Below are 20305 nucleotides of genomic sequence, written 5' to 3' on the forward strand. Positions count from 1 at the left end.
AGTGAGAAGGAAATTTTGGAGAGAAGGGATAGTTCAGGGAAAAATACAATGTGTACTCTGCCATGTAAATTAGCGGAGAATTCAGTTGTTGAGATGAAATAATGGAATGACAAGGAAGCCATGGCCATGAATTTTTATTCTCAAGAGTATTCGTGTATTCGTAAAAAAGGCGGTCCCAAATTGATTTGGGACCGACTCTTCTCATTAGTTGAAAATTATTATCCGATTGCTGATATCACTATTCGTGATACTTTGCAGGGGAAGTATAAGGCTCAACTCCCTGGCAGATGCGGATACGATCTGTGGCGCTTGCCTTGATCTGTCCGAAGTTCTGGAGCTTCTCCTTGCCCTGAAGTACTCTGAGAGCACCACCTGCCAGAGCCTCCATCTCGTACTCACCTGCCATTACTTCTACAGGAGCAATCCAGTCAACGAGCTTGATGATGTTCTGTGTGAGCATCTTGGAGTAGGCAATACCTCCGGTAAGGATGATTCTATCAACCTTTCCTGCAACAGGAACTGCCAGTGTGCCGATATCCTTGGCAACTCTGTATGCCATTGCGTCGTAAACGATCTTTGCATACTCATCGCCGGCTTCGATCATCTTCTCAACTTCGATGGCATCTGTAGTACCCAGGTGAGCCTTCAGACCGCCCTCGCCGTGGAATCTCTTAACTACATCCTTTACAGTCTTGCCCTCAGCCAGTTTCTTGGCTGTGAATCCGATGAGCTCCTTAGCGCTTACTCCGCCGCCTCTTTCTGGTGTGAAGTTGCCCTCGTCATCGTTAACGGCATCAATGTTGGTTCCCTTGTGATAAAGACGTATAGAAGAACCGCCGCCCAAATGTGCAACGATGAATGTGCAGTCATCGAAGTCCTTGTGCAGTACTTCCTCAGCACACTTGATAGCCATGGCTCTTGTGTTCAGTGTGTGACCTACTGTGAAGCGAGGAATCTCAGGAACTCCTGTTACTCTTGCAATTGGCTGCATCTCGTCTGTTCCGATAGCATCGTAGATGCATGCAGGAATGCCATACTGCTTCTTCAGGTCGAAGGCAACAAGGCTGCCCAGCAGGGAAGCGTGAGGATAGAGCTCCTCAGGTCTTGTAAGGTAGTCAACCATCTCCTGGTCAATCTCAATAGCGCCGTGAGGACATGCGATGATGTTTCCGCCTCTTGAGCATACTGCTGTCAGAGAATCTGTGGTGATTCCGTTCTTCTTGAGAGCATCATAGATCTTGTCTCTTCTGAACTCGAACTGATCGATAACACCCTTGAACTGGCTCATCTCCTCCTGGGAGTGGCGGATTGTCTCTTTGAAAACTTCCTTTGTATCGTCATATACAGCAATCTTGCTGGATGTAGAACCCAGGTTGAGAACCAGGATTCTTTCGGTCTTGTTACCCATTGGTATAACCCTCCTGTTGTTTAAATTAATTTTTCATATTTATTTTATTATAAGGTTTTGAAAGCCAATCTGAAAGGAAAAACTTAGGCTTAAATGTGCTGTTTCTGTGAAAATACAGGAGAAAACAAGGCAGAGACTATGTTCCGCCTAGGACGGACATAAATTCGCAATTGACGGAATTTATCGAATCTGATATACTCAGCATTACAAATTTGTGGAATCTTACAATAGAGATGCGGACAGGGGGATTAATATGAATGTAGTATGTCTGGATATGGAAGGGGTTCTGGTTCCGGAAATATGGATCGCATTTGCAGAGGCCAGCGGTATTCCCGAGCTGAGGAAGACCACCAGGGACGAACCAGATTACGATAAGCTGATGAATTTCAGGCTTGATACTTTGAGAGATCACGGATTAAAGCTGGCAGATGTTCAGGCCATTATAAACACCATAGATCCACTGCCTGGGGCAAAGGAATTCCTGGACGAACTGAGGAAGAAGACCCAGGTCATAATACTCAGTGATACCTTTACCCAATTCGCCTCCCCTCTGGTGGCAAAACTGGGATATCCTACAATTTTCTGCAACGAGCTGGAAGTAGACCAGGAGGGAAACATCACTGATTTCATCATGAGGTGTCCTAAGTCAAAGCTTACGACGGTGAAGGGCCTTCAGTCTATCGGATTCGACACCATTGCTGCAGGAGACAGCTTTAACGACCTGGCAATGATTCAGGCAAGTAAAGCAGGATTCCTCTTCAGAAGCACTGAGGCAATCAAGGCATCTTATCCGGACATTCCCGCATTCGAGGAGTTTTCCGATTTATTCGACGGAATCTGCGCCGCTCTGTAAGCTGCGGGTATTCGCTGTTTAACCGACGAGAATTATCAAGAAGCTGCACCCATTTTCTTTTCAACAGGGGACAGCTTCTTGTTTTTTGCAAAAATCCGCCTTTCACCCTGCACATTAACGTGGTATCATTCGGTGGATAAGGAAATAGTCGGTCAGGAGTATAGTTTTGGAAAAAATATTAGAACGAATCATGTCTACGGAGATATTCGCCAGTGCTGTGGTTGTACTGCTTGCAGTGGTGGTTATGGCCATTCTGGAGAAAATCTGCAGGGGATATATAAAAAGAAATGATCCGGATCACCGGGTGATGTCCATGATACGGTCGGTGCTGAGGACCATAAGGGTTCTGGTGGGCATTCTTGTGGTGTTCGCCATTCTGCAGATAAACGGTGTGAACATATCCTCTATGGTCGCAGGAGTGGGCGTTGCCGGTGCCCTGGTGGGACTGGCCATGCAGGACATTTTCAAAGACCTGATTATGGGACTTCACATTGTCAGCGATAAGGCCTTCAAGTATGGAGATGTGGTCATTATCAATGATGTGGAGGGCATAGTTACTTCATTCACCCTGCTAACTACACAGCTGAAAGATGTAAACAGCGGCAATCTTGTTACCATTTGCAACAGAAATATATCGGCTACTTCAGTGGTCTGCGGAATATACGACATTGACCTGCCCCTTCGTTACGACGAGGATCCGGAAGATGTAAAAAAAATTCTTACCAGGGCTGCGGAGGCTATCGACAGAATCCAGGATGTGGAGTACTGCCAGTACATGGGAGTTCAGAGATTTGACAGTTCTGCCGTAATCTATAAAATCCGTTTCAAATGCTCACCGGCTGAAAAATGGCCAGTGTGGAGAAAGGCAATGACCGAGCTTCAGAAGGTAGTGGTGGATACGGGTCTGGAAATTCCGTTCCAGCAGATAGACGTACATAATATATGAAATATATGAAATAGTAAGGAAGGAAGCTTCGGGCAGAGTAGAAACACCTGAAGCAGGACCTTTGAGTCGCTTAAGGAGCGGCTCTTTTTTCTGGGAAATTCATTGAAATCAAATATGAGATTGATATAATAAAAAAGAACTTTTGTTCGGAAAAGGAGAACTTATGGAGACAGGAATTAAAGGCTTCAGGGAGATAACAGTGACAGATGAAATGACTGCTGCAAAGGCAGGAAGCGGTTCTCTTGAGGTATTTGCTACGCCCTGCATGATAAGCCTAATTGAAGGCACGGCTGCATCATCTGTAGCCGGTAATTTGAAGGAAGGGCAGAGCACCGTGGGAACCAGAATAGAGGTGAGCCACGTATCCCCTACTCCGGTGGGAATGAAGGTTACCTGTGAAACAGAGCTGATCCAATCAGACAGGAGGAAGCTGGTGTTCTCGGTAAAGGCTTTTGATGAGAAAGGGCTGATTGGAGAGGGAACTCACGAGAGATTCATAGTAGACAACCAGTCCTTCCTGGAGAAGTGCAGAGATAAGCTTAAGTAAGAAGGTGTAAGTATGGAAGAGAACAGAGACAGTATTATTGTAAGAACCAGTATAGTTGGAATAGTGGCCAATATTTTTCTTGCAGGATTCAAGGCGTTCATCGGACTTGCTGTTGGATCCATCGCCATCGTCATGGACGCAGTCAACAATCTGAGTGATGTTCTTTCATCAGTCATTACAATTGTAGGAACAAAGCTGGCAGGAAAGGCCCCAGACAGGGAACATCCATTTGGCCACGGCAGAGTAGAATACCTGTCTGCAATGGTTATAGCAGTCATAGTTCTATATGCAGGAATAACATCCCTGGTGGAGTCCGGCAAGAAGATAATTCATCCTGTAACTCCTGAATACACCAAGCTGGCACTTATTATTGTTGCTGTGGCAGTAGTGGTTAAGATCCTCCTTGGCTCTTATGTGAAGAAGACAGGAGAGAAAGTGAACTCCGGATCGTTAATCGCTTCCGGTCAGGATGCCCTCATGGATTCCATAATATCTGCATCTACACTGGTGGCAGCTGTTATTTTCATTGGAACAGGACTTAAACTGGAAGCATATCTGGCTGCAGTTATCTCCCTGGTTATCGTAAAAGCCGGAATTGACATGATGAAGGACGCATACAGCCAGATACTGGGAGAAAGGGTTGACAGTGATCTGGCAAAGGAAATAAAGAAGACCATAGCTTCCTTTGACGATGTGCGGGGAGCCTATGACCTTGTAATGCACAGTTACGGACCGGACAGATGGCTGGGTTCCGTTCATATTGAAGTACCGGATTCCATGGACGCTGCAGACATAGATGCCCTGAGCCGGAAGATTACTTCCGTTGTGGCCAAGAAACACGGAGTGATCATGACCGGAATAGGAATCTATTCCTACAACACCTGCGAAGGAAAGGCCGCAGGAATAAGGCATGAGATAACCCGCATTGCTTCCGATATACCTTATGTCCTTCAGGTACACGGATTCTACCTTGACGAGAAGGAGAATGAAATTTCTTTTGACGTAGTAGTAGCCTATGAGGCGGAGGACAGAAGGGCTGTCTGGAAGCAGGTGGTTGACAAGGTTAAGGAAAAATATCCTGAATACAAGATCAACGTAGCCATGGACAGCGACACCAGCGACTGACGGATATGGCGGCATTGTAAGTGTTAAAGAAGTATTGCAGTTTTGTTAATGTACGGGAGGAGAAATGCCTGAATTTAAGGTTCATTCGGATTTCGACATGATGGGGGACCAGCCCCGGGCCGTGGATAATATCGTTAACAGCATTCAGATGGGTAACAAGCACCAGACCCTCATGGGAGTAACTGGATCCGGTAAGACCTTTTCCATGGCGAAGATAATCGAGAGGGTACAGAAACCAACCCTGGTAATTTCCCACAACAAGACTCTTGCCGCACAACTTCACGGGGAGTTTAAAGAATTTTTTCCGGAAAATGCTGTTGAATACTTCGTGTCGTACTACGACTTCTACCAGCCGGAGGCGTACGTGCCTTCCACAGACACCTATATCGAGAAAGATGCGGATATCAACGACGAAATTGATAAGCTGAGACACAGTGCAACGGCAGCTCTTCTTGAGAGGAGAGATGTAATAGTCGTCGCCAGTGTTTCGTGTATCTACGGCCTGGGTTCTCCAAAATCTTACCGCAATCAGCTGCTCAGCCTGCGGACGGGCATGGAGATCGACAGGGATCAGATTATACGGCGCCTTGTGGATATTCAGTATACAAGAAACGACATAGACTTCCAGAGAGGTACTTTCAGAGCCAGGGGAGATACGGTGGATATTTATCCTGCTGGAGGAGAGAGTGCCGTCAGGGTGGAGATGTTCGGCGACGAGATTGAGGATATCAAGGAGCTGAATCCTGTTACTGGAGAAATAACCGGAATCAGGAATCATATCAGCATTTTCCCGGCATCTCACTATGTAACCGATAAGGCGGACATGGAGCTGGCGGTGGCTGCCATCAAGGAAGAACTGAAGGAAAGAGTTGACTGGTTCAAGGCCAATGGAAAGCTGCTGGAGGCAGAGCGCCTTGAGCAGAGGACAAACTTTGACATTGAGATGATGATGGAAGTTGGCAGATGCAAGGGCATAGAGAACTATTCAAGGCACTTGAACTTCCTTAAACCTGGGGAGAGGCCATACACCCTTCTGGATTACTTCCCGGAGGATTTTCTTGTAATCATCGATGAGTCCCACGCCATGCTTCCCCAGCTGAGAGCCATGTATAACGGGGACAGGGCAAGGAAAAGTTCCCTGGTGGAGTACGGTTTCAGGCTGCCTTCAGCTCTGGACAACAGGCCTCTTAAGTTTGAGGAATTTGAAGACCTGGTGGGACAGACCGTATACGTAAGTGCAACTCCGGGAAAATACGAAATCGAGCACTCAGCAGGTATTACTGCGGAGCAGCTCATCAGGCCAACGGGCCTTCTGGACCCGCCAATAGAGGTAAGGCCTACAGAAGGGCAGATAGATGACCTTATTGGAGAAATCTACAAGACTACAGATAAGGGGGAGAGGGTTCTGATAACCACCCTAACCAAGAGAATGGCGGAAGACCTTACAACCTATCTGAGAAACTCCGGAATAAGAGTAAGATATCTTCACTCGGACATCGACAACTTCGAGAGACTGGAAATAATAAGAGACCTGCGTCTGGGAGAATTTGATGTTCTCGTAGGCATCAACCTCCTCAGGGAAGGACTGGACCTGCCTGAGGTTTCGCTGATCGCCATACTGGATGCAGATAAGGAAGGGTTCCTGAGAACTGAAACATCTCTGATACAGACAGTAGGAAGGGCTGCAAGAAACGAACATGGACGGGTTATCATGTATGGCGATCATATCAGTAAAGCCATGAGATATACCATCGATGAGACTTCCCGCCGCCGCACCGTCCAGGATAAATACAACAAGGAACACGGCATTGTGCCTCACACCATCGTTAAACCTATAAGAGATGTAATTGAGGCCACAAAGGCATATACGGGAGATGGCAAGATCAAGAAGCCAGAGGAGATGACTGGCCGTGAGATGAAGGAAGCCATTAAGAACCTGGAAAAGGAAATGAAAGAGGCCGCTGCAAATCTGGAGTTCGAGCGGGCAGCAGAACTCCGCGACATGCTCTTTGACTTAAGGAGCAGCAAGCGGTCCTAGGAGGAAGAATTGGAAAAAAATATAGTAATCAAAGGGGCCAGAGAGCACAACCTGAAGAATCTTGACGTCACGATTCCCCGGGACAAGCTGGTGGTTATGACTGGGCTCAGCGGATCAGGAAAATCATCGCTGGCATTCGATACAATCTATGCAGAGGGTCAGAAGAAATACGTAGAGAGTCTGTCTGCATACGCAAGACAGTTCCTGGGACTAATGAAAAAGCCTGACGTCAGCCTGATAGAGGGCCTGAGCCCGGCTATTTCCATCGATCAGAAGACAACAAACAAGAATCCCCGTTCTACAGTAGGTACAGTCACTGAAATCTACGATTATCTCAGGCTGCTCTACGCCAGAATAGGCGTTCCCCACTGTCCTGTTTGCGGAAGGGAGATTTCCAGCGCTTCCGTAGATACGATTGTGGACAAGATCTGTGAGAAGGGTGAGGGAACCAGGCTTACAGTCCTTGCTCCGGTAATAAGGGGAAGAAAGGGAGAGCATAAGGCTGTTTTTTCCAGGATAAAAAGAGATGGCTACATCCGTGTAAGGGTTGACGGCCAGATGAAGTCTCTGGATGAAGGGGACATTGTTCTGGAGAAAAACAAGAAACATACTATTGAAATTGCTGTGGACAGGATCAAGGTCAGATCGGACAATCACAGCCGTATCTCGGAAGCCGTTGAATTGGCGCTGAAAGAAGGAGAGGGAATAGTCAATGTTCTTTTCCAAACAAGAGGAGAGGACGGAGAGCTAATTGACAACCTGGAGACTTTCAGTACAAACTTCGCATGCGCGGAACACGGAGTGTGCATCGAAGAGATGGAGCCCAGAATGTTTTCCTTCAACAGCCCTTACGGTGCCTGCGAGAACTGTTCCGGTCTGGGATTTACCCTGAGAATTGATCCGGACAGGCTCATCGTCGATGAGAATATCTCCATACTGAATGGGGCTCTTGGCAATGTTTTCGGATCTATGGATTCCATGGGATGGTACAGGCACATGCTGAACACCCTGGCTGAAGATCATAAAACCAGGCTGGATGTTCCATACAAGGATCTGCCAGAGGATTTCAAAAATGATCTTCTTTACGGAACTGGAGAACGGAAGATCAAATACGACTACGTAAGCAAGGCTGGCAAGGTCAGCCACATGAACCACACCTTCGAGGGCATCATTCCAAATCTGGAGAGACGTTACGGAGAAACAAACTCAGATTACATAAAGGAAAAAATCGCAGCACTTCAGGAAGAGTCCCAGTGCAAGGTTTGCCATGGAAAAAGGCTGAAAGACAAGGTTCTTGCCGTTACCGTAGGTGGAATTAATATTATTGATCTTACGGAAAAATCTGTTGGCGATGCCCTGAAGTTCTTCGATGAGCTGGAGCTTTCGGAGAGAGATCAGAAGATTGCTGCTATGATACTCAAGGAAATCAAGGGGAGACTGGGCTTTCTGAAGAACGTGGGACTTGGATACCTGACACTGGACAGAAGCAGCGGCACCCTGTCCGGAGGAGAATCCCAGAGAATCAGGCTTGCTACTCAGATCGGATCCGGACTTGTTGGAGTTCTTTATATTCTTGATGAGCCAAGCATCGGCCTTCACCAGAGAGACAACGCCCGGCTGCTCCAGTCACTGAGAAGGCTTACAGACATGGGAAACTCACTTATTGTGGTGGAACACGATGAGGATACCATGTACGCAGCAGACCACATTGTGGACATCGGACCAGGGGCCGGAATGAACGGAGGACATCTTGTTTGCCAGGGAACTGTTGAGGATATAAAGGCCTGCCCGGAATCCATAACGGGCCAGTATCTCTCGGGGAAAAAATCAATCAAGGTGCCTGAACAGCGCCGCCCCGGAAACGGCACCCATCTGAAGGTATACGGAGCCGCCGAACACAACCTGAAAAACATCGACGTTACTTTTGACGGCGGAAAGCTGATCTGCGTTACCGGTGTGTCCGGTTCTGGAAAGAGCACCCTGGTAAACGAGATCGTCTACAAAGCAGTGTCCCGGGTGACAAACAGAACACAGGCAAGACCGGGAAAATTCAGAAAGATAGAAGGAATCGAAAACTTCGACAAGATAATCGACATAGATCAGACGCCTATTGGAAAAACGCCAAGATCTAATCCTGCCACATACACAGGCATGTTTACAGGAATCAGAGAGCTTTTCGCCGAGATGCCAGAAGCTAAAATGAGAGGCTATACAAAAGGCCGCTTCAGCTTCAACATGAAGGGCGGCCGCTGCGAGAGCTGCGGCGGTGACGGAATAATCAAGGTAGAGATGAATTTCCTGCCAGACGTTTTCGTTCCCTGTGAGGTCTGCGGCGGAGCCAGATATAACCATGAAACTCTGGAGGTTAAATACAAGGGCAAAAACATCTCCGACGTCCTTAACATGACGGTGGAAGAGGCGCTGCCTTTCTTCCAGAACCACAGCAACATCGAGAAATACCTGAGAACCCTCAACGATGTGGGCCTTGGATATGTAAAACTGGGTCAGCCTTCAACCCAGCTCTCAGGAGGAGAGGCCCAGAGAATCAAACTGGCAACAGAGCTGTCCAGAAGAAGCACCGGAAAAACCCTCTACATCATGGACGAGCCTACAACAGGCCTTCATTTTGCAGACGTGGATAAGCTGATGGAAGTAATCCAGAGACTGGTAGATGAGGGAAATACAGTAATAGTCATCGAACATAACCTGGATGTGATCAAGTGTGCAGACCAGATAATCGATCTGGGACCTGAAGGAGGAGACGGGGGCGGAACCCTTGTTGCAACCGGAACCCCTGAGGAAGTAGCCGCAGTTCCGGAATCATACACAGGGCAGTACCTCAAGAAAATCCTTAAACTGTAGAAATATGAAAGCATAAGAAGATTAGAAGATAAGAGCTGAAAGACAGTACAGCAGCAATACAGTAACAGTACGACTTGACATTGCTGTTGAATACAAGTATAATTGCTGTGCTGTTTGAGCGTCCGTAGCTCAATTGGATAGAGTAACGCACTACGAATGCGGAGGTTCAGGGTTCGAGTCCCTGCGGGTGCACCATAGCAAATGAGAAAAGCCGCTGAAATCAACGGAAACGTTGAAATCAGCGGCTTTTTAGTTGCTGTTTAATGTTAAATTGGCGGACTCGTGGACCGGACCATTGGGCTTCAAACCCATTACAGGCACCCTGCCTAGCAGTGGACAGTGAACAGGGCAGGAAAATCCATGATAGGGGGATTTTTCTGCAAGCCATGGAATGGTCCCTGGCAAAATTCCATGATATGGGAAATTCTGCATATGTCATGGAAAAAGTTTTCCTCGCAGCTTGCTTTTCCTTGTCCCAGCAGTACTATCAAGCGAATTCGCATTTAGTACTGCTCCGACAACCCCCATGGAGCAGTACTAACGAAGTAATCGGCATTCAGTACTGCTCCGAAAACTTGTCACCAGCAGTATTATCAACATAATTCGCGTTTAATACTGCTCCGACAACCTCCATGGAGCAGTACTAACAAAGAAATCCGCATTCAGTACTGCTCCGACAATCCCCATGGAGCAGTAGTAACAAAGAAATCGGCATTCAGTACTGCTCTCACCCCCTTGTCACCAGCAGTAGTATCAACAGAATCCGCGTTTAGTACTGCTCCGACAACCCCCATGGAGCAGTAGTAACAAAGAAATCGGCATTCAGTACTGCTCCAACAGAAGACCGCGAGCAGTACAGCGCTAACAATTACTGTTCAGTACTGCTCCCGCCACTTGTCATCAGCAGTACTATCAACAGAAGCCGCATTCAGTACTGCTTTCAAACCGTCGGACAATCCACCTGGTAGTCAGTAAACCTCCGTCCGTATCCCGCAAGGCTGGTGAAATCTCCGTAAGTCTATTAAGGTCTCCATCAAACGTATTGCCTTTAGTCTTCTAAGGTCTCCGTCCGTATCCCGCAAGGCCGGTAAAACCTCCGTCAACCCGTAATGGCTTAAACCTCATTCAATCTCCTTAAATCTCCGGCAAGCTGTCAAATCCCGGCTGCAGTTCTTCATCTGAAGGGATGAAATCTGTCATGGTGCCCTCATTAAATTGCTGATAGGCAGTAAGGTCAAAGTATCCAGTGCCTGACAGACCGAATAAGATAGTCTTTTTATCACCTGTTTCCCTGCACTTTACAGCTTCATCAATTGCGCACCGGATTGCATGGCTGCTTTCTGGGGCAGGAAGAATCCCTTCAGTTTTTGCAAACATAGTTGCAGCCTTGAACACGTCGGTCTGTTCGTATGCTCTGGCCTCCATCAGCCCCTGGTGGTAAAGCTCTGACAGGGTGCTGCTCATTCCATGATATCTCAGGCCTCCTGCGTGGTTAGGAGAGGGAATGAAATCGTGACCTAAGGTGTACATTTTTGCCATAGGGCAGACCATGCCTGTATCGCAGAAATCATAAGCATATTTTCCTCTGGTAAGGCTAGGGCAGGAAGCAGGTTCTGCCGCAATTATCCTGTAGTCAGCCTGGCCCCGCAGCTTTTCACCCATAAACGGAGCAATAAGGCCTCCTAGGTTGGAGCCGCCGCCGGCGCATCCAATGATGGTGTCAGGTTTTATCTGGTATTTATCCAGAGCTGCCTTGGCCTCAAGACCAATAATGCTCTGGTGAAGGAGAACCTGGTTCAGCACGCTTCCCAGAACATATCTGTAACCACTGGAAGAAACGGCAGTTTCAACGGCTTCCGAAATAGCACATCCAAGGCTGCCCGTAGTGCCCGGATGCTGGCTCAGGATTTTCCGGCCAACAGCAGTTTTTTCCGAAGGAGATGGAGTAACATCTGCGCCGTAAGTTCTCATGACTTCACGGCGGAATGGTTTCTGCTCATAAGAGACTTTTACCATAAAAACTTTGCAATCAAGGCCGAAGTGGGCGCAGGCCATGGACAGAGCAGTGCCCCACTGACCGGCTCCTGTTTCTGTTGTTACGCCCTTGAGACCTTGTTTCTTTGCGTAGTAGGCCTGAGCGATGGCAGAATTAAGCTTGTGGCTTCCGCTGGTATTATTTCCTTCGAATTTGTAATAAATTTGCGCCGGGGTGTCCAGAGCCTCTTCCAGGCGGTAGGCACGAACTAATGGAGAAGGGCGGTAAGTCTTGTAGAAATCCAGAACTTCCCGGGGAATATCAAAAAAACGGGTGGTATCGTCCAGTTCCTGATCCACCAGCTCCTGGCAGAAAACCGGCGTCAGCTCATCTTTTGTGACCGGCTTAAGAGTGGCAGGATTTAAAAGAGGGGCAGGTTTGATCTTCATATCGGACCTGAGATTGTAGTACTGGGCAGGCATCTCATCCTCGCTGAGATAGATTTTGTTTGGAATCTGGTTTGTCATAACTGTTCTCCTTTCGCGAAACACAATGATTTGAATACTTTCGGGAGAGGAGGTTGTATGTAAAAAAACTCCTGTCCCATACAAAAACTGCTGGGACAGGAGTAGTATCTCTCAGTCGAGGCTCCTGCGGTGCCACCCGGCTTGACGCTTATGCGCCCGCTTTTAGCATACGTGTTCATATGCAAGGTTTGATAACGGAGGTCCCTCTCCGTCTTCCATACTAAGGATCAAGATTAAGGGTCAAAATCCTTTTCCGGTCGCCCTCCGAAGCCCATTCACCCCGGGTTCCCATACTGTCATCACAGCCACGGCAGCTCTCTCTAATGGAAAGGTCCAGGACTACTCACTCTTCGTCAAAGGTTTAAAAATTAAATTGTAGTGACATATTAGCAAAAACAACAAATTACGTCAAGAAAAATTACATAAATAATGAAAAAATCACAAAAAAACAGGCAGAACGAATAGCCGATAATTTGCCTCCAGTTTCTCTACAGAAGCTCTGCAATCTCATAGATAAGCCTGGCCGTTTTCTCCCATCCGATGCAAGGGTCGGTAATAGACTGGCCGTATACAGTCCCCTCAGGGCCCTGTTTTCCGTCTTCAATATAAGATTCAATCATAAGCCCCTTAACAATGCCGGCCACATCTTCATTGTGCCGCATGCTGTGGAGCACTTCCTTGGCAATCCTGGACTGCTCGAAACAGTTTTTTCCTGAATTGGCATGGTTAGTATCAACGATAACCGCCGGATTGACCAGAGAGGATTTTTCGTACAGGCCACTAAGTTCCACCAGATCCTCATAGTGGTAGTTGGGACTGGAGTGACCCTGCCGGTCCGTATAACCCCTTAGAATTGCGTGGGCCAGGGGATTTCCCTTGGACTCCGCCTCCCAGTTTTCATACAGAAAAGTATGAGGGTGCTGAGCAGCTGTAATGGAATTCATCATTATGCTAAGGTCCCCGCTGGTGGGATTTTTCATTCCAACAGGAATATCCTGACCGCTGGCTGTAAGGCGATGCTGCTGATTTTCCACTGACCGGGCCCCTACAGCCACATAGCTGAGCACATCGGACAGATATCTCTGGTTCCCGGGATACAGCATTTCGTCTGCCGTGCTGAGGCCCGTCTCCTCAAGGACCCGTATGTGAAGGCGCCTGGTGGAAATCAGCCCTTTGAGCATGTTGGGCTCTCCAGAGGGATCAGGCTGATGGAGCATGCCTTTATAGCCGTCTCCTGTAGTCCGGGGCTTATTCGTATACACCCGAGGGACGATGAGAATTTTTTCCTTAACCTCATCCTGAATGGCCGCCAGCCGCCCGCAGTAATCCAGAACTGCATCAGTCCGGTCAGCAGAGCAAGGACCGATGATAAGGAGGAAACGGTTGCTTTTTCCTGTAAAAATTTCTTCGATTTCCCGGTCTCTTGCGGCTTTCCGCTGCCGGGTGGCTTCAGTAAGGGGATACATGGCCCGTATCTCCGAAACCGTTGGAATTTTCCTTCTTAACACTAAATTCATTGTATAACTCCGTTGATTATTCTTTGATTCCCTAAACCTGCATTGAGTTTAATTCTCCAGATCAACATGGATGCCCAGGGAGAAAAGGACATGCCAGAAATCCGGCCAGCTTTTTGAAACGGCCTCAGCATCATCGATGGTGCCTCCCGTGATGGTAGAAAGAACGGCCAGGGACATTACTATGCGGTGATCGTTGTGACCCCGGAGAATTTCTACGGGCTTCTGAAGCTTTCCCGGGAAAACTTTAATGTCATTTTCTCCGCAGCGGACTTCTATGCCGAATTTTGCCAGCTCCTGAGCCATTACCTGACCCCGGTCAGACTCTTTTATTCTGAGCCTTCCCGTGCCTGTGAGATAACATCCGCCTGTGGCTGCACCAAAAGCCATTAGTACAGGTCCAAGGTCAGGGCAGCCTGAAATATCAAGAGCTTTTTCAGTGCCTCGCCGGGAAATAGAATCCATAAGCTCCGGACATACCCGGTCTCCTTGGGAACTTGAAGGATTAAGCCCTGTAATGGTCATAGGGGAATTTTCCTGCGAAGAATCCCACTCCCGATTGATTTCCTTGATTTTTTTCAGTGCATACAGAAAAGCCGAATTTGACCAGTCGCCCTCAGTCACATAATTTCCGGCTTTATACTGCTGCCTCCCGGGAATTGTAAAAATCAGATCGCAGCAATCAGTTTCAACACTTCTGGCTTCTGATACCTTCACGTGGACGCCAAACTGTCTCATTACGTCCAGGGTAATGTCAATATATGGCCGGCTTTCCACAGGTCCTTTGACTATAAGCCTGCTTGTTTCTGGCAGGAGGGGCAGGGCCAGGAGAAGGCCTGTAGCAAACTGGCTGCTGATGTTGCCGGGAATTACATAGCTTCCGGCCTGCAGAATTCCTGATACCGTAATTAAGCAGGATTCCCGGTCACTGGATATTTCAACTGCCTTTTCAGGCAGGATTTTCTCGTAAACAGAAATGCCTCTTTCCATCAGCCTGGGTGCGCACTTGAAAATTCCGCCGCCGAAAAGCAGGGAAACGGGAATCAAGAACCTGAGAGTACTTCCGGACTCCCCGCAATCTATCAAGGGAAGAATCTCTTTTTTTTCAGATGAATCACTGCATCCTGCCGAAAAAACACCTGGGGCACCAGTTCCTCTTACCTGAATAGAACCTGATGAACTCCGTTTTATTTCAGCTCCAAGGGCAGACAAAGCCCCCATGGTGGCCACTATGTCGCAGCTTCCGGAAACACCGGACAGGTTGCTCAATCCCCCTGTAAGGCCAGAACAGATCAGCATCCGGTGATCTATGCTTTTTGACGGAGGCGCCTGAACAGTTCCGGCGGCCCGGCCTGGCTGTATTATTGCTTTCATTCTTCGCTGTTCTCCTGTGCAGTGGTGTTCCGGGACTGGACGGTACTTGAAATCAGATTTGTTCCGGCCCGGAAGGTGCCTGCCATCTTAAGCTGGGCACACAGTACATTCAGTTCCCGCAGCATCTCAGTACCTTCCTCGGTGTGAATATTGCCTTCAGCTTCTATATAGAAATAGTAATTCCAGAGAAGTCCCTTCATTGGACGGCTCCTCATTGTGCCCATGTTGTAGTCATGAGCACCTATGATATTCAGCACCTGGGCAAGGGAACTTGCTTCGTTTTTTGCTGTAAAAACAAGGATGAAATGGTCGTCTTCATGATTGGAATCAGGCTGCGGCCGGTTCTGGGCCCGGCTGAAGGCGGCGAACCGGGTGGTATTGTACGGATCGTCGTTAATGTGGGGCTCCAGAATGTCGAGACCGAAGATTTTGCTGGTTTCGGAGCTGGCAATGGCGCCAAGATGAATGTCTCCTGCATCTGAAACCATTTTTGCTGCTGCGGCAGTGTTGCTGCAGGCTGCCGCCTCTATATTGCGGGCTTCAAGAAAACTTCTGCACTGTTCAAGGGCCTGGGGATGGCTGGTTACCCGGGTAATATCCTGGATTCCAGCACCTTTAATGCCAAGGAGATTGTGGGTCACGGGAAGATCCAGAACCTGGTTGATGAACAGGCTTCCGCTGAAAATAAGATCCATAACCTCACCAACCTCGCCGGCCCAGCTGTTTTCCAAAGGAAGAACTGCACTGTCCACTTCCCCTGATTCCACGGCTCTGTAGGCCTGGGTGAAAGTAGGGAAAGCAATCAGGCGGGCAGATGGAAACATTTTTTTTGCAGCAATATAGCTGAAGGCCCCGGGAACTCCGGCGTAGGCAATCTTCATGGAGGAGATAATCTTCTCCTGGTAACGGCGGGAAATATTCATCACTGTGTGCATGAAGTCCACATAGTGAGGTTCAATTTCAGGATCGCTGATATAGCTTCTGTTTAATGCGATTACGTCAGATTCCCGGGCTCCGTCAAAAATAGAAAGTCCGTGTTCCCTCTTGTAGGCGGCAATCTGCTGAACTGTCTTCATTCTGGCCTGGAAAAGGGCGGCCATGGATTTGTCTATGCTGTTTATTTCCTGACGCAGTGATTCCAGCTCATCAACGTCCGGTGATTCTGCCGTTTCAGGATTCATGTTACTGTTCTCAACCATTGTTCTGACCCTCCATGATTTATTCAGATTCTCATTAATTCTATATCAATAAGCCTTTGCCTTCTATAACGAAGAAAATAAAAAGTGCGGATCCACAGATCCGCCGTAAACCTGGTTGATTCATTATAAACTCACACAGCCTGTTATCCACACCTGCCACAAAACTGCCTGGTGGCTAAGGTGAAAATCTCCCAAGAAACAATATGAATGTTGTCGAATATTATAAAGGGCTGGAGAAGGCTGTCAAGGTTAAATATAAAAGAAAAAACGAATCCCGAAGGATCCGTTTTTTCTGAAAAAGATTTAGAAAGGCACAAAATGCTTTGAAAAAATCATCTCTTATTTAGGAACTACAAATCCCTTGCCCATTGCATCATCAGGATCGATGAACCATGTAGCCTCACCTGTCAGGTAAGCTCCGCCGGTAACCTGTGGGATAACGGCATCGTAGTCGCCAACCTTGGCAGTATCAGCGATGTGTCCGATGAACTTTGTTCCGATGAATGACTCATAAACAAAGGTCTCGCCAACATTCAGCTCTCCCTTGTCATACAGCCAGGACATCTTAGCAGAAGTACCTGTGCCGCATGGAGATCTGTCAAGCTGAGGATCATCAGGATTTCCGAATACTACGAGGTTTCTCAGAGCGAACTTGGCATCCGGGCATGTCTCCTTAGGATCGATGTCTGTTGTGCAGTAGTTCTCTACCAGGTCTACAGTAGTGATGTCCAGCTCAGGGTGCTGAATCTCAACAGTCTTGTTGATCTCGTTAAGAGCGAAGCTGGAGAACTTTGTGAGCTCGCCGGCTGTGTCAGGACCAACCTTGAATCCGAAGTTCTTCTCTGTGTCTACCAGAGCGAAGAAGGAACCGCCGAAGCAGATGTCGTAAACAACATCCTTTCCGTTGTAGTTCAGGTGGAGATCCTTCTTATATACGAAAGCAGGAACGTTAGTCAGGGTAACGCCAGTTACCTTGCCGTCCTTGCACTTGGCAACAGTTCTGATGATTCCTGCAGGAGCTTCCAGAACAACCTCTGTCTCAGGCTCCTTCATCTCCATCAGGCCACCTTCAAGAATAGCTGTAACAGTTCCGATTGTGCAGTGACCACACATGTTCAGATATCCGCCGCCGTCCATGAAGAATACTCCGAAGTCAGCCTCTTTGTTGCAAGGCTCAGTGATGATAGCACCGAACATATCATGGTGTCCACGTGGCTCATACATCAGCATAGTTCTGATGTAATCGTAGTGCTCCTCCAGATAATGCTTTCTCTCGATCATTGTGTTTCCCTTAGTCTCAGGGCAGTCGATAGCAACTCTGCAGTACTCACCTTCGGTATGAGCCTCGATGGTTCTGATACAATCAGTATACTTGGAATAATCAATCTTGGTTTCCAGTGCCATGCTAGTTACCTCCTTAAAAACAATAGACGATTTCAATACATCGCCCTCGAATGATTAAATTGTATTCCATGGAATAATCAAAGTCAACAAAACTTTAACAAATGCTAAAAACTGTATATCCCTTGAAAACAGCGGCGTGCATCGAAATTCATGCAAGTTTGACGCATCAAACATGCCTTGATTTGTATGAAATTTTAACGGAAAAATATTTTTCAAAAGTCCACCGCTGTGGTCAGGCGTGAAAATATTACATATTAATAATGTGCATCTTCCTGGTGTTAAGTGGGTGACAATCTGGGACAGATAGAGATACATTGAGAAAATCTATTGATTAGTAGTTGATTTTCCCATAATAGGGTGTTAATGTATTGACGAAATCAATAGCATATTCGAAGGGAAAACGTACTTACGGGGTTCAGTAACTTATTGAAATGTTCAATGACGAAGACTCCCCGAATATTGAAAAAGCCCTGTTGATATGCTATCATTTACCATGTTAAGCGATGTCCCTCAGCCTTGAAATAACTGAGAGATATGAGATGGTATTTTATTTCACAAAGGAGAAACTTGGGCATGGAAAATTTGCAGATTTTACTGAGACAGCATGTCGGCAAGCCTTGTGCACCAGTTGTTAAAGTTGGTGACAAAGTTAAGAAGGGCACACTGATTGCCGAGCCTACAGGACTTGGTGCAAATATTTTCTCCAGCGCATATGGCGTTGTTGAGGATATTACAGATGACAGAATCATCATCAAGCCAGACGAGGAGCAGCCTGACGATTACGAGAAGATTCCTGAGGGAACACCTCTGGAAATGGTAAAGGCTGCCGGAGTCGTAGGAATGGGCGGAGCCGGATTCCCTACAGGAATCAAGCTGGACACACACTTCGACGGAGATGGATACATTCTTGTAAACGCTTCAGAGTGCGAGCCTGGCCTGAGACATAATATTCAGCAGATGGAAGACGAGCCGGAGAAGGTCCTGAAGGGCGTTAAGTACGCAATGGAGATTTCCGGAGCTAACAAGGCTATCTTCGCTATCAAGAAGAAGAACCGCAAGGCTATCGAGAAGCTGGACGCTCTTCTGGAGAACGAGCCTGATATTTCCCGTCACCTTCTGGCAGACATTTATCCAGAAGGAGAGGAAAGAGCTGTAGTAAGATCCTGCCTGGGCATTGAGCTTGAGCCAAGCCAGCTGCCATCAGCTGCTAAGGCAGTAGTTATCAACAGTGAGACCTGCGCTAGAATCGCAGAAGCTATTGATGAGAGAAAGCCTTCATTCCTGAAGAACGTTACAGTAAGAGGTAAGCTGAACGGTGGAAATGAAGCTCACGTATTCATGGACGTTCCTGTTGGAACAAGCGTTGGAGACCTCATTGAGAGAGCCGGCGGAATCGACGGAGAGTACGGTGAGATCACAATGGGCGGAGCTTTCACAGGTCACGCTACAACACTTGATGCACCTATTACAAAGACAACAGGAGCTATCCTTGTTTCCATGCCATTCATGGATCTTAAGGGAGCTAAGCTGGGAATCCTGGTTTGTGCCTGCGGCGGAAACCTTGAGAGAATGGAAGACCTGGCTAAGAAATACAACGGAACAGTTACACAGGTTTGCTACTGCAAGCAGGCTCAGGAGCAGAAGAACGGCTCCAGAAAGTGCGAGCGTCCTGGTATCTGCCCTGGACAGGTAAAGAACAACCTGGACTTCAAGAAGGCCGGATGTGAGTATATCCTTATCGGAAACTGCTCCGACTGCTCCAACACAGTTATGGCTTCCGGTCCTAAGATGGGCCTGAAGGTTCTGCACATGACAGACCACCTGATGAGAGCTGTTGGACACCCTCTGTACAGAACACTGAGAGTTTCCAAGGAAGTAGACCAGGATCTGAACGTACAGGACAACGTTGAGAACAACTAGTTCCAGTATTTGAACAGGACTCCGGTTCTGTTCGGATAACACTACGATAAAGGTAGTAAACTGAGATGATTCGCTTGACACCTCCCCTCCCAAGCTTTTTAAAGCGAACAGTTTCAGCTTATATACATTAAGAAATGTTTTAAGCAAAACAATCTAAGGAGGATAGTCAAATGTCAATTTCAGCAGAAACAGCAAAGGCACATGCAAACGATCCCGCAGTTCTGTGCTGCAGGGCAGAGGCAGGAACAAAGCTGGCACCATCCAATTTTGAGGATCCGGCAATTTTCCCTGATTTGATCGATTCCGGCCTTCTGAATACAGACGGCGCTCTGAAGCTGGGGCAGGTACTGAACGGTTCAACACTTACCAAGACTGTTGATTCCCTTACACCAGTTACTCCAGATATCATCGACAAGTATGATGAACTTGCAGATGAGACAGAGGAAGAGGCTGATGCACCTGCAGAAGCAGAGGATGAGGCTGTTCCAGTAACAGCACCGGCAGGCACAAAGATGACTGTTGCAGGCGGAGTTGTAAAGCTGGCCATTGCTGAAGGTAAAGACATCTATATCGAGTTCCCTGTTTTCTAAAGAAGACAGGTGCAGCTCGCAAT

Annotated in this window: 14 protein-coding genes and 1 tRNA gene; 9 read left to right on the forward strand and 6 right to left on the reverse strand. The window is 47.6% G+C overall.

Going from position 1 to position 20305, the window contains the following annotated elements:
- Positions 1-238: 238 nt before the first annotated feature.
- Positions 239-1408: a butyrate kinase gene (gene buk, locus FYJ66_RS07760; protein WP_154572942.1), complete on the reverse strand. Its 1170-nt coding sequence runs from the start codon at positions 1406-1408 to the stop codon at positions 239-241.
- 253 nt (positions 1409-1661) lie between these two features.
- On the opposite strand from buk, the gene thrH reads away from it, so the two are divergent.
- The 7 genes from thrH (at position 1662) to FYJ66_RS07795 (ending at position 9974) form a co-directional block, all read left to right on the forward strand.
- On the forward strand, positions 1662-2261 hold the full coding sequence (gene thrH, locus FYJ66_RS07765) for a bifunctional phosphoserine phosphatase/homoserine phosphotransferase ThrH (RefSeq protein ID WP_154572943.1): 600 nt from the start codon (positions 1662-1664) through the stop codon (positions 2259-2261).
- Positions 2262-2427: 166 nt separating this feature from the next.
- Positions 2428-3207, forward strand: a complete 780-nt coding sequence (locus FYJ66_RS07770; protein WP_154572944.1) for a mechanosensitive ion channel family protein — start codon at positions 2428-2430, stop codon at positions 3205-3207.
- 163 nt (positions 3208-3370) lie between these two features.
- On the forward strand, positions 3371-3754 hold the full coding sequence (locus FYJ66_RS07775; protein ID WP_154572945.1) for a thioesterase family protein: 384 nt from the start codon (positions 3371-3373) through the stop codon (positions 3752-3754).
- A gap of 12 nt (positions 3755-3766) precedes the next feature.
- On the forward strand, positions 3767-4879 hold the full coding sequence (locus tag FYJ66_RS07780) for a cation diffusion facilitator family transporter (RefSeq protein ID WP_154572946.1): 1113 nt from the start codon (positions 3767-3769) through the stop codon (positions 4877-4879).
- Between the two features lie 64 nt (positions 4880-4943).
- Positions 4944-6917, forward strand: coding sequence for an excinuclease ABC subunit UvrB (uvrB, locus tag FYJ66_RS07785; protein WP_154572947.1), 1974 nt, complete (start codon positions 4944-4946; stop codon positions 6915-6917).
- A gap of 9 nt (positions 6918-6926) precedes the next feature.
- Positions 6927-9779: an excinuclease ABC subunit UvrA gene (uvrA, locus tag FYJ66_RS07790; protein ID WP_154572948.1), complete on the forward strand. Its 2853-nt coding sequence runs from the start codon at positions 6927-6929 to the stop codon at positions 9777-9779.
- Positions 9780-9897: 118 nt separating this feature from the next.
- A tRNA-Arg gene (locus FYJ66_RS07795) sits at positions 9898-9974 on the forward strand.
- A 939-nt stretch (positions 9975-10913) separates the two neighbouring features.
- Here the strand turns inward: FYJ66_RS07795 and FYJ66_RS07800 are convergent.
- The 5 genes from FYJ66_RS07800 to FYJ66_RS07820 form a co-directional block, all read right to left on the reverse strand.
- Complete coding sequence (locus tag FYJ66_RS07800; protein ID WP_154572949.1) at positions 10914-12281, reverse strand: TrpB-like pyridoxal phosphate-dependent enzyme; 1368 nt, start codon at positions 12279-12281, stop codon at positions 10914-10916.
- A gap of 488 nt (positions 12282-12769) precedes the next feature.
- On the reverse strand, positions 12770-13798 hold the full coding sequence (locus tag FYJ66_RS07805) for a 3-deoxy-7-phosphoheptulonate synthase (RefSeq protein WP_154572950.1): 1029 nt from the start codon (positions 13796-13798) through the stop codon (positions 12770-12772).
- 48 nt (positions 13799-13846) lie between these two features.
- A complete protein-coding gene (locus tag FYJ66_RS07810; protein WP_154572951.1) occupies positions 13847-15169 on the reverse strand; it encodes a 3-phosphoshikimate 1-carboxyvinyltransferase in 1323 nt (440 codons plus the stop codon).
- Positions 15166-16368: a bifunctional chorismate mutase/prephenate dehydratase gene (locus FYJ66_RS07815; RefSeq protein ID WP_154572952.1), complete on the reverse strand. Its 1203-nt coding sequence runs from the start codon at positions 16366-16368 to the stop codon at positions 15166-15168. Before FYJ66_RS07815 ends, FYJ66_RS07810 begins: the two co-directional genes overlap by 4 nt.
- A gap of 339 nt (positions 16369-16707) precedes the next feature.
- Positions 16708-17772 carry a proline racemase family protein gene (locus FYJ66_RS07820; protein ID WP_154572953.1) on the reverse strand — a complete coding sequence of 355 codons (1065 nt, stop codon included), beginning with the start codon at positions 17770-17772 and terminating at the stop codon, positions 16708-16710.
- A gap of 573 nt (positions 17773-18345) precedes the next feature.
- Between FYJ66_RS07820 and prdC the strand changes: the two genes are divergently transcribed.
- Together prdC and FYJ66_RS07830 are read left to right on the forward strand one after the other, a co-directional pair.
- Positions 18346-19692 carry a proline reductase-associated electron transfer protein PrdC gene (prdC, locus tag FYJ66_RS07825; protein ID WP_154572954.1) on the forward strand — a complete coding sequence of 449 codons (1347 nt, stop codon included), beginning with the start codon at positions 18346-18348 and terminating at the stop codon, positions 19690-19692.
- A 170-nt stretch (positions 19693-19862) separates the two neighbouring features.
- Complete coding sequence (locus FYJ66_RS07830; RefSeq protein WP_154572955.1) at positions 19863-20282, forward strand: sugar transporter; 420 nt, start codon at positions 19863-19865, stop codon at positions 20280-20282.
- The last annotated feature ends 23 nt before the right edge of the window (positions 20283-20305 follow it).

Source organism: Allobaileyella intestinalis (assembly GCF_009695865.1).
In the GTDB taxonomy this organism is placed as follows: domain Bacteria; phylum Bacillota; class Clostridia; order Peptostreptococcales; family Anaerovoracaceae; genus Allobaileyella; species Allobaileyella intestinalis.

Coding starts and splice junctions, on each gene's coding strand:
- FYJ66_RS07805 (WP_154572950.1), bottom strand. CDS start 13,798: ATGAATTTAGTGTTAAGAAGGAAAATTCCAACGGTTTCGGAGATACGG.
- FYJ66_RS07830 (WP_154572955.1), top strand. CDS start 19,863: ATGTCAATTTCAGCAGAAACAGCAAAGGCACATGCAAACGATCCCGCA.
- FYJ66_RS07780 (WP_154572946.1), top strand. CDS start 3,767: ATGGAAGAGAACAGAGACAGTATTATTGTAAGAACCAGTATAGTTGGA.
- thrH (WP_154572943.1), top strand. CDS start 1,662: ATGAATGTAGTATGTCTGGATATGGAAGGGGTTCTGGTTCCGGAAATA.
- prdC (WP_154572954.1), top strand. CDS start 18,346: ATGGAAAATTTGCAGATTTTACTGAGACAGCATGTCGGCAAGCCTTGT.
- FYJ66_RS07820 (WP_154572953.1), bottom strand. CDS start 17,772: ATGGCACTGGAAACCAAGATTGATTATTCCAAGTATACTGATTGTATC.
- FYJ66_RS07800 (WP_154572949.1), bottom strand. CDS start 12,281: ATGACAAACCAGATTCCAAACAAAATCTATCTCAGCGAGGATGAGATG.
- FYJ66_RS07815 (WP_154572952.1), bottom strand. CDS start 16,368: ATGGTTGAGAACAGTAACATGAATCCTGAAACGGCAGAATCACCGGAC.
- uvrB (WP_154572947.1), top strand. CDS start 4,944: ATGCCTGAATTTAAGGTTCATTCGGATTTCGACATGATGGGGGACCAG.
- buk (WP_154572942.1), bottom strand. CDS start 1,408: ATGGGTAACAAGACCGAAAGAATCCTGGTTCTCAACCTGGGTTCTACA.
- FYJ66_RS07810 (WP_154572951.1), bottom strand. CDS start 15,169: ATGAAAGCAATAATACAGCCAGGCCGGGCCGCCGGAACTGTTCAGGCG.
- FYJ66_RS07775 (WP_154572945.1), top strand. CDS start 3,371: ATGGAGACAGGAATTAAAGGCTTCAGGGAGATAACAGTGACAGATGAA.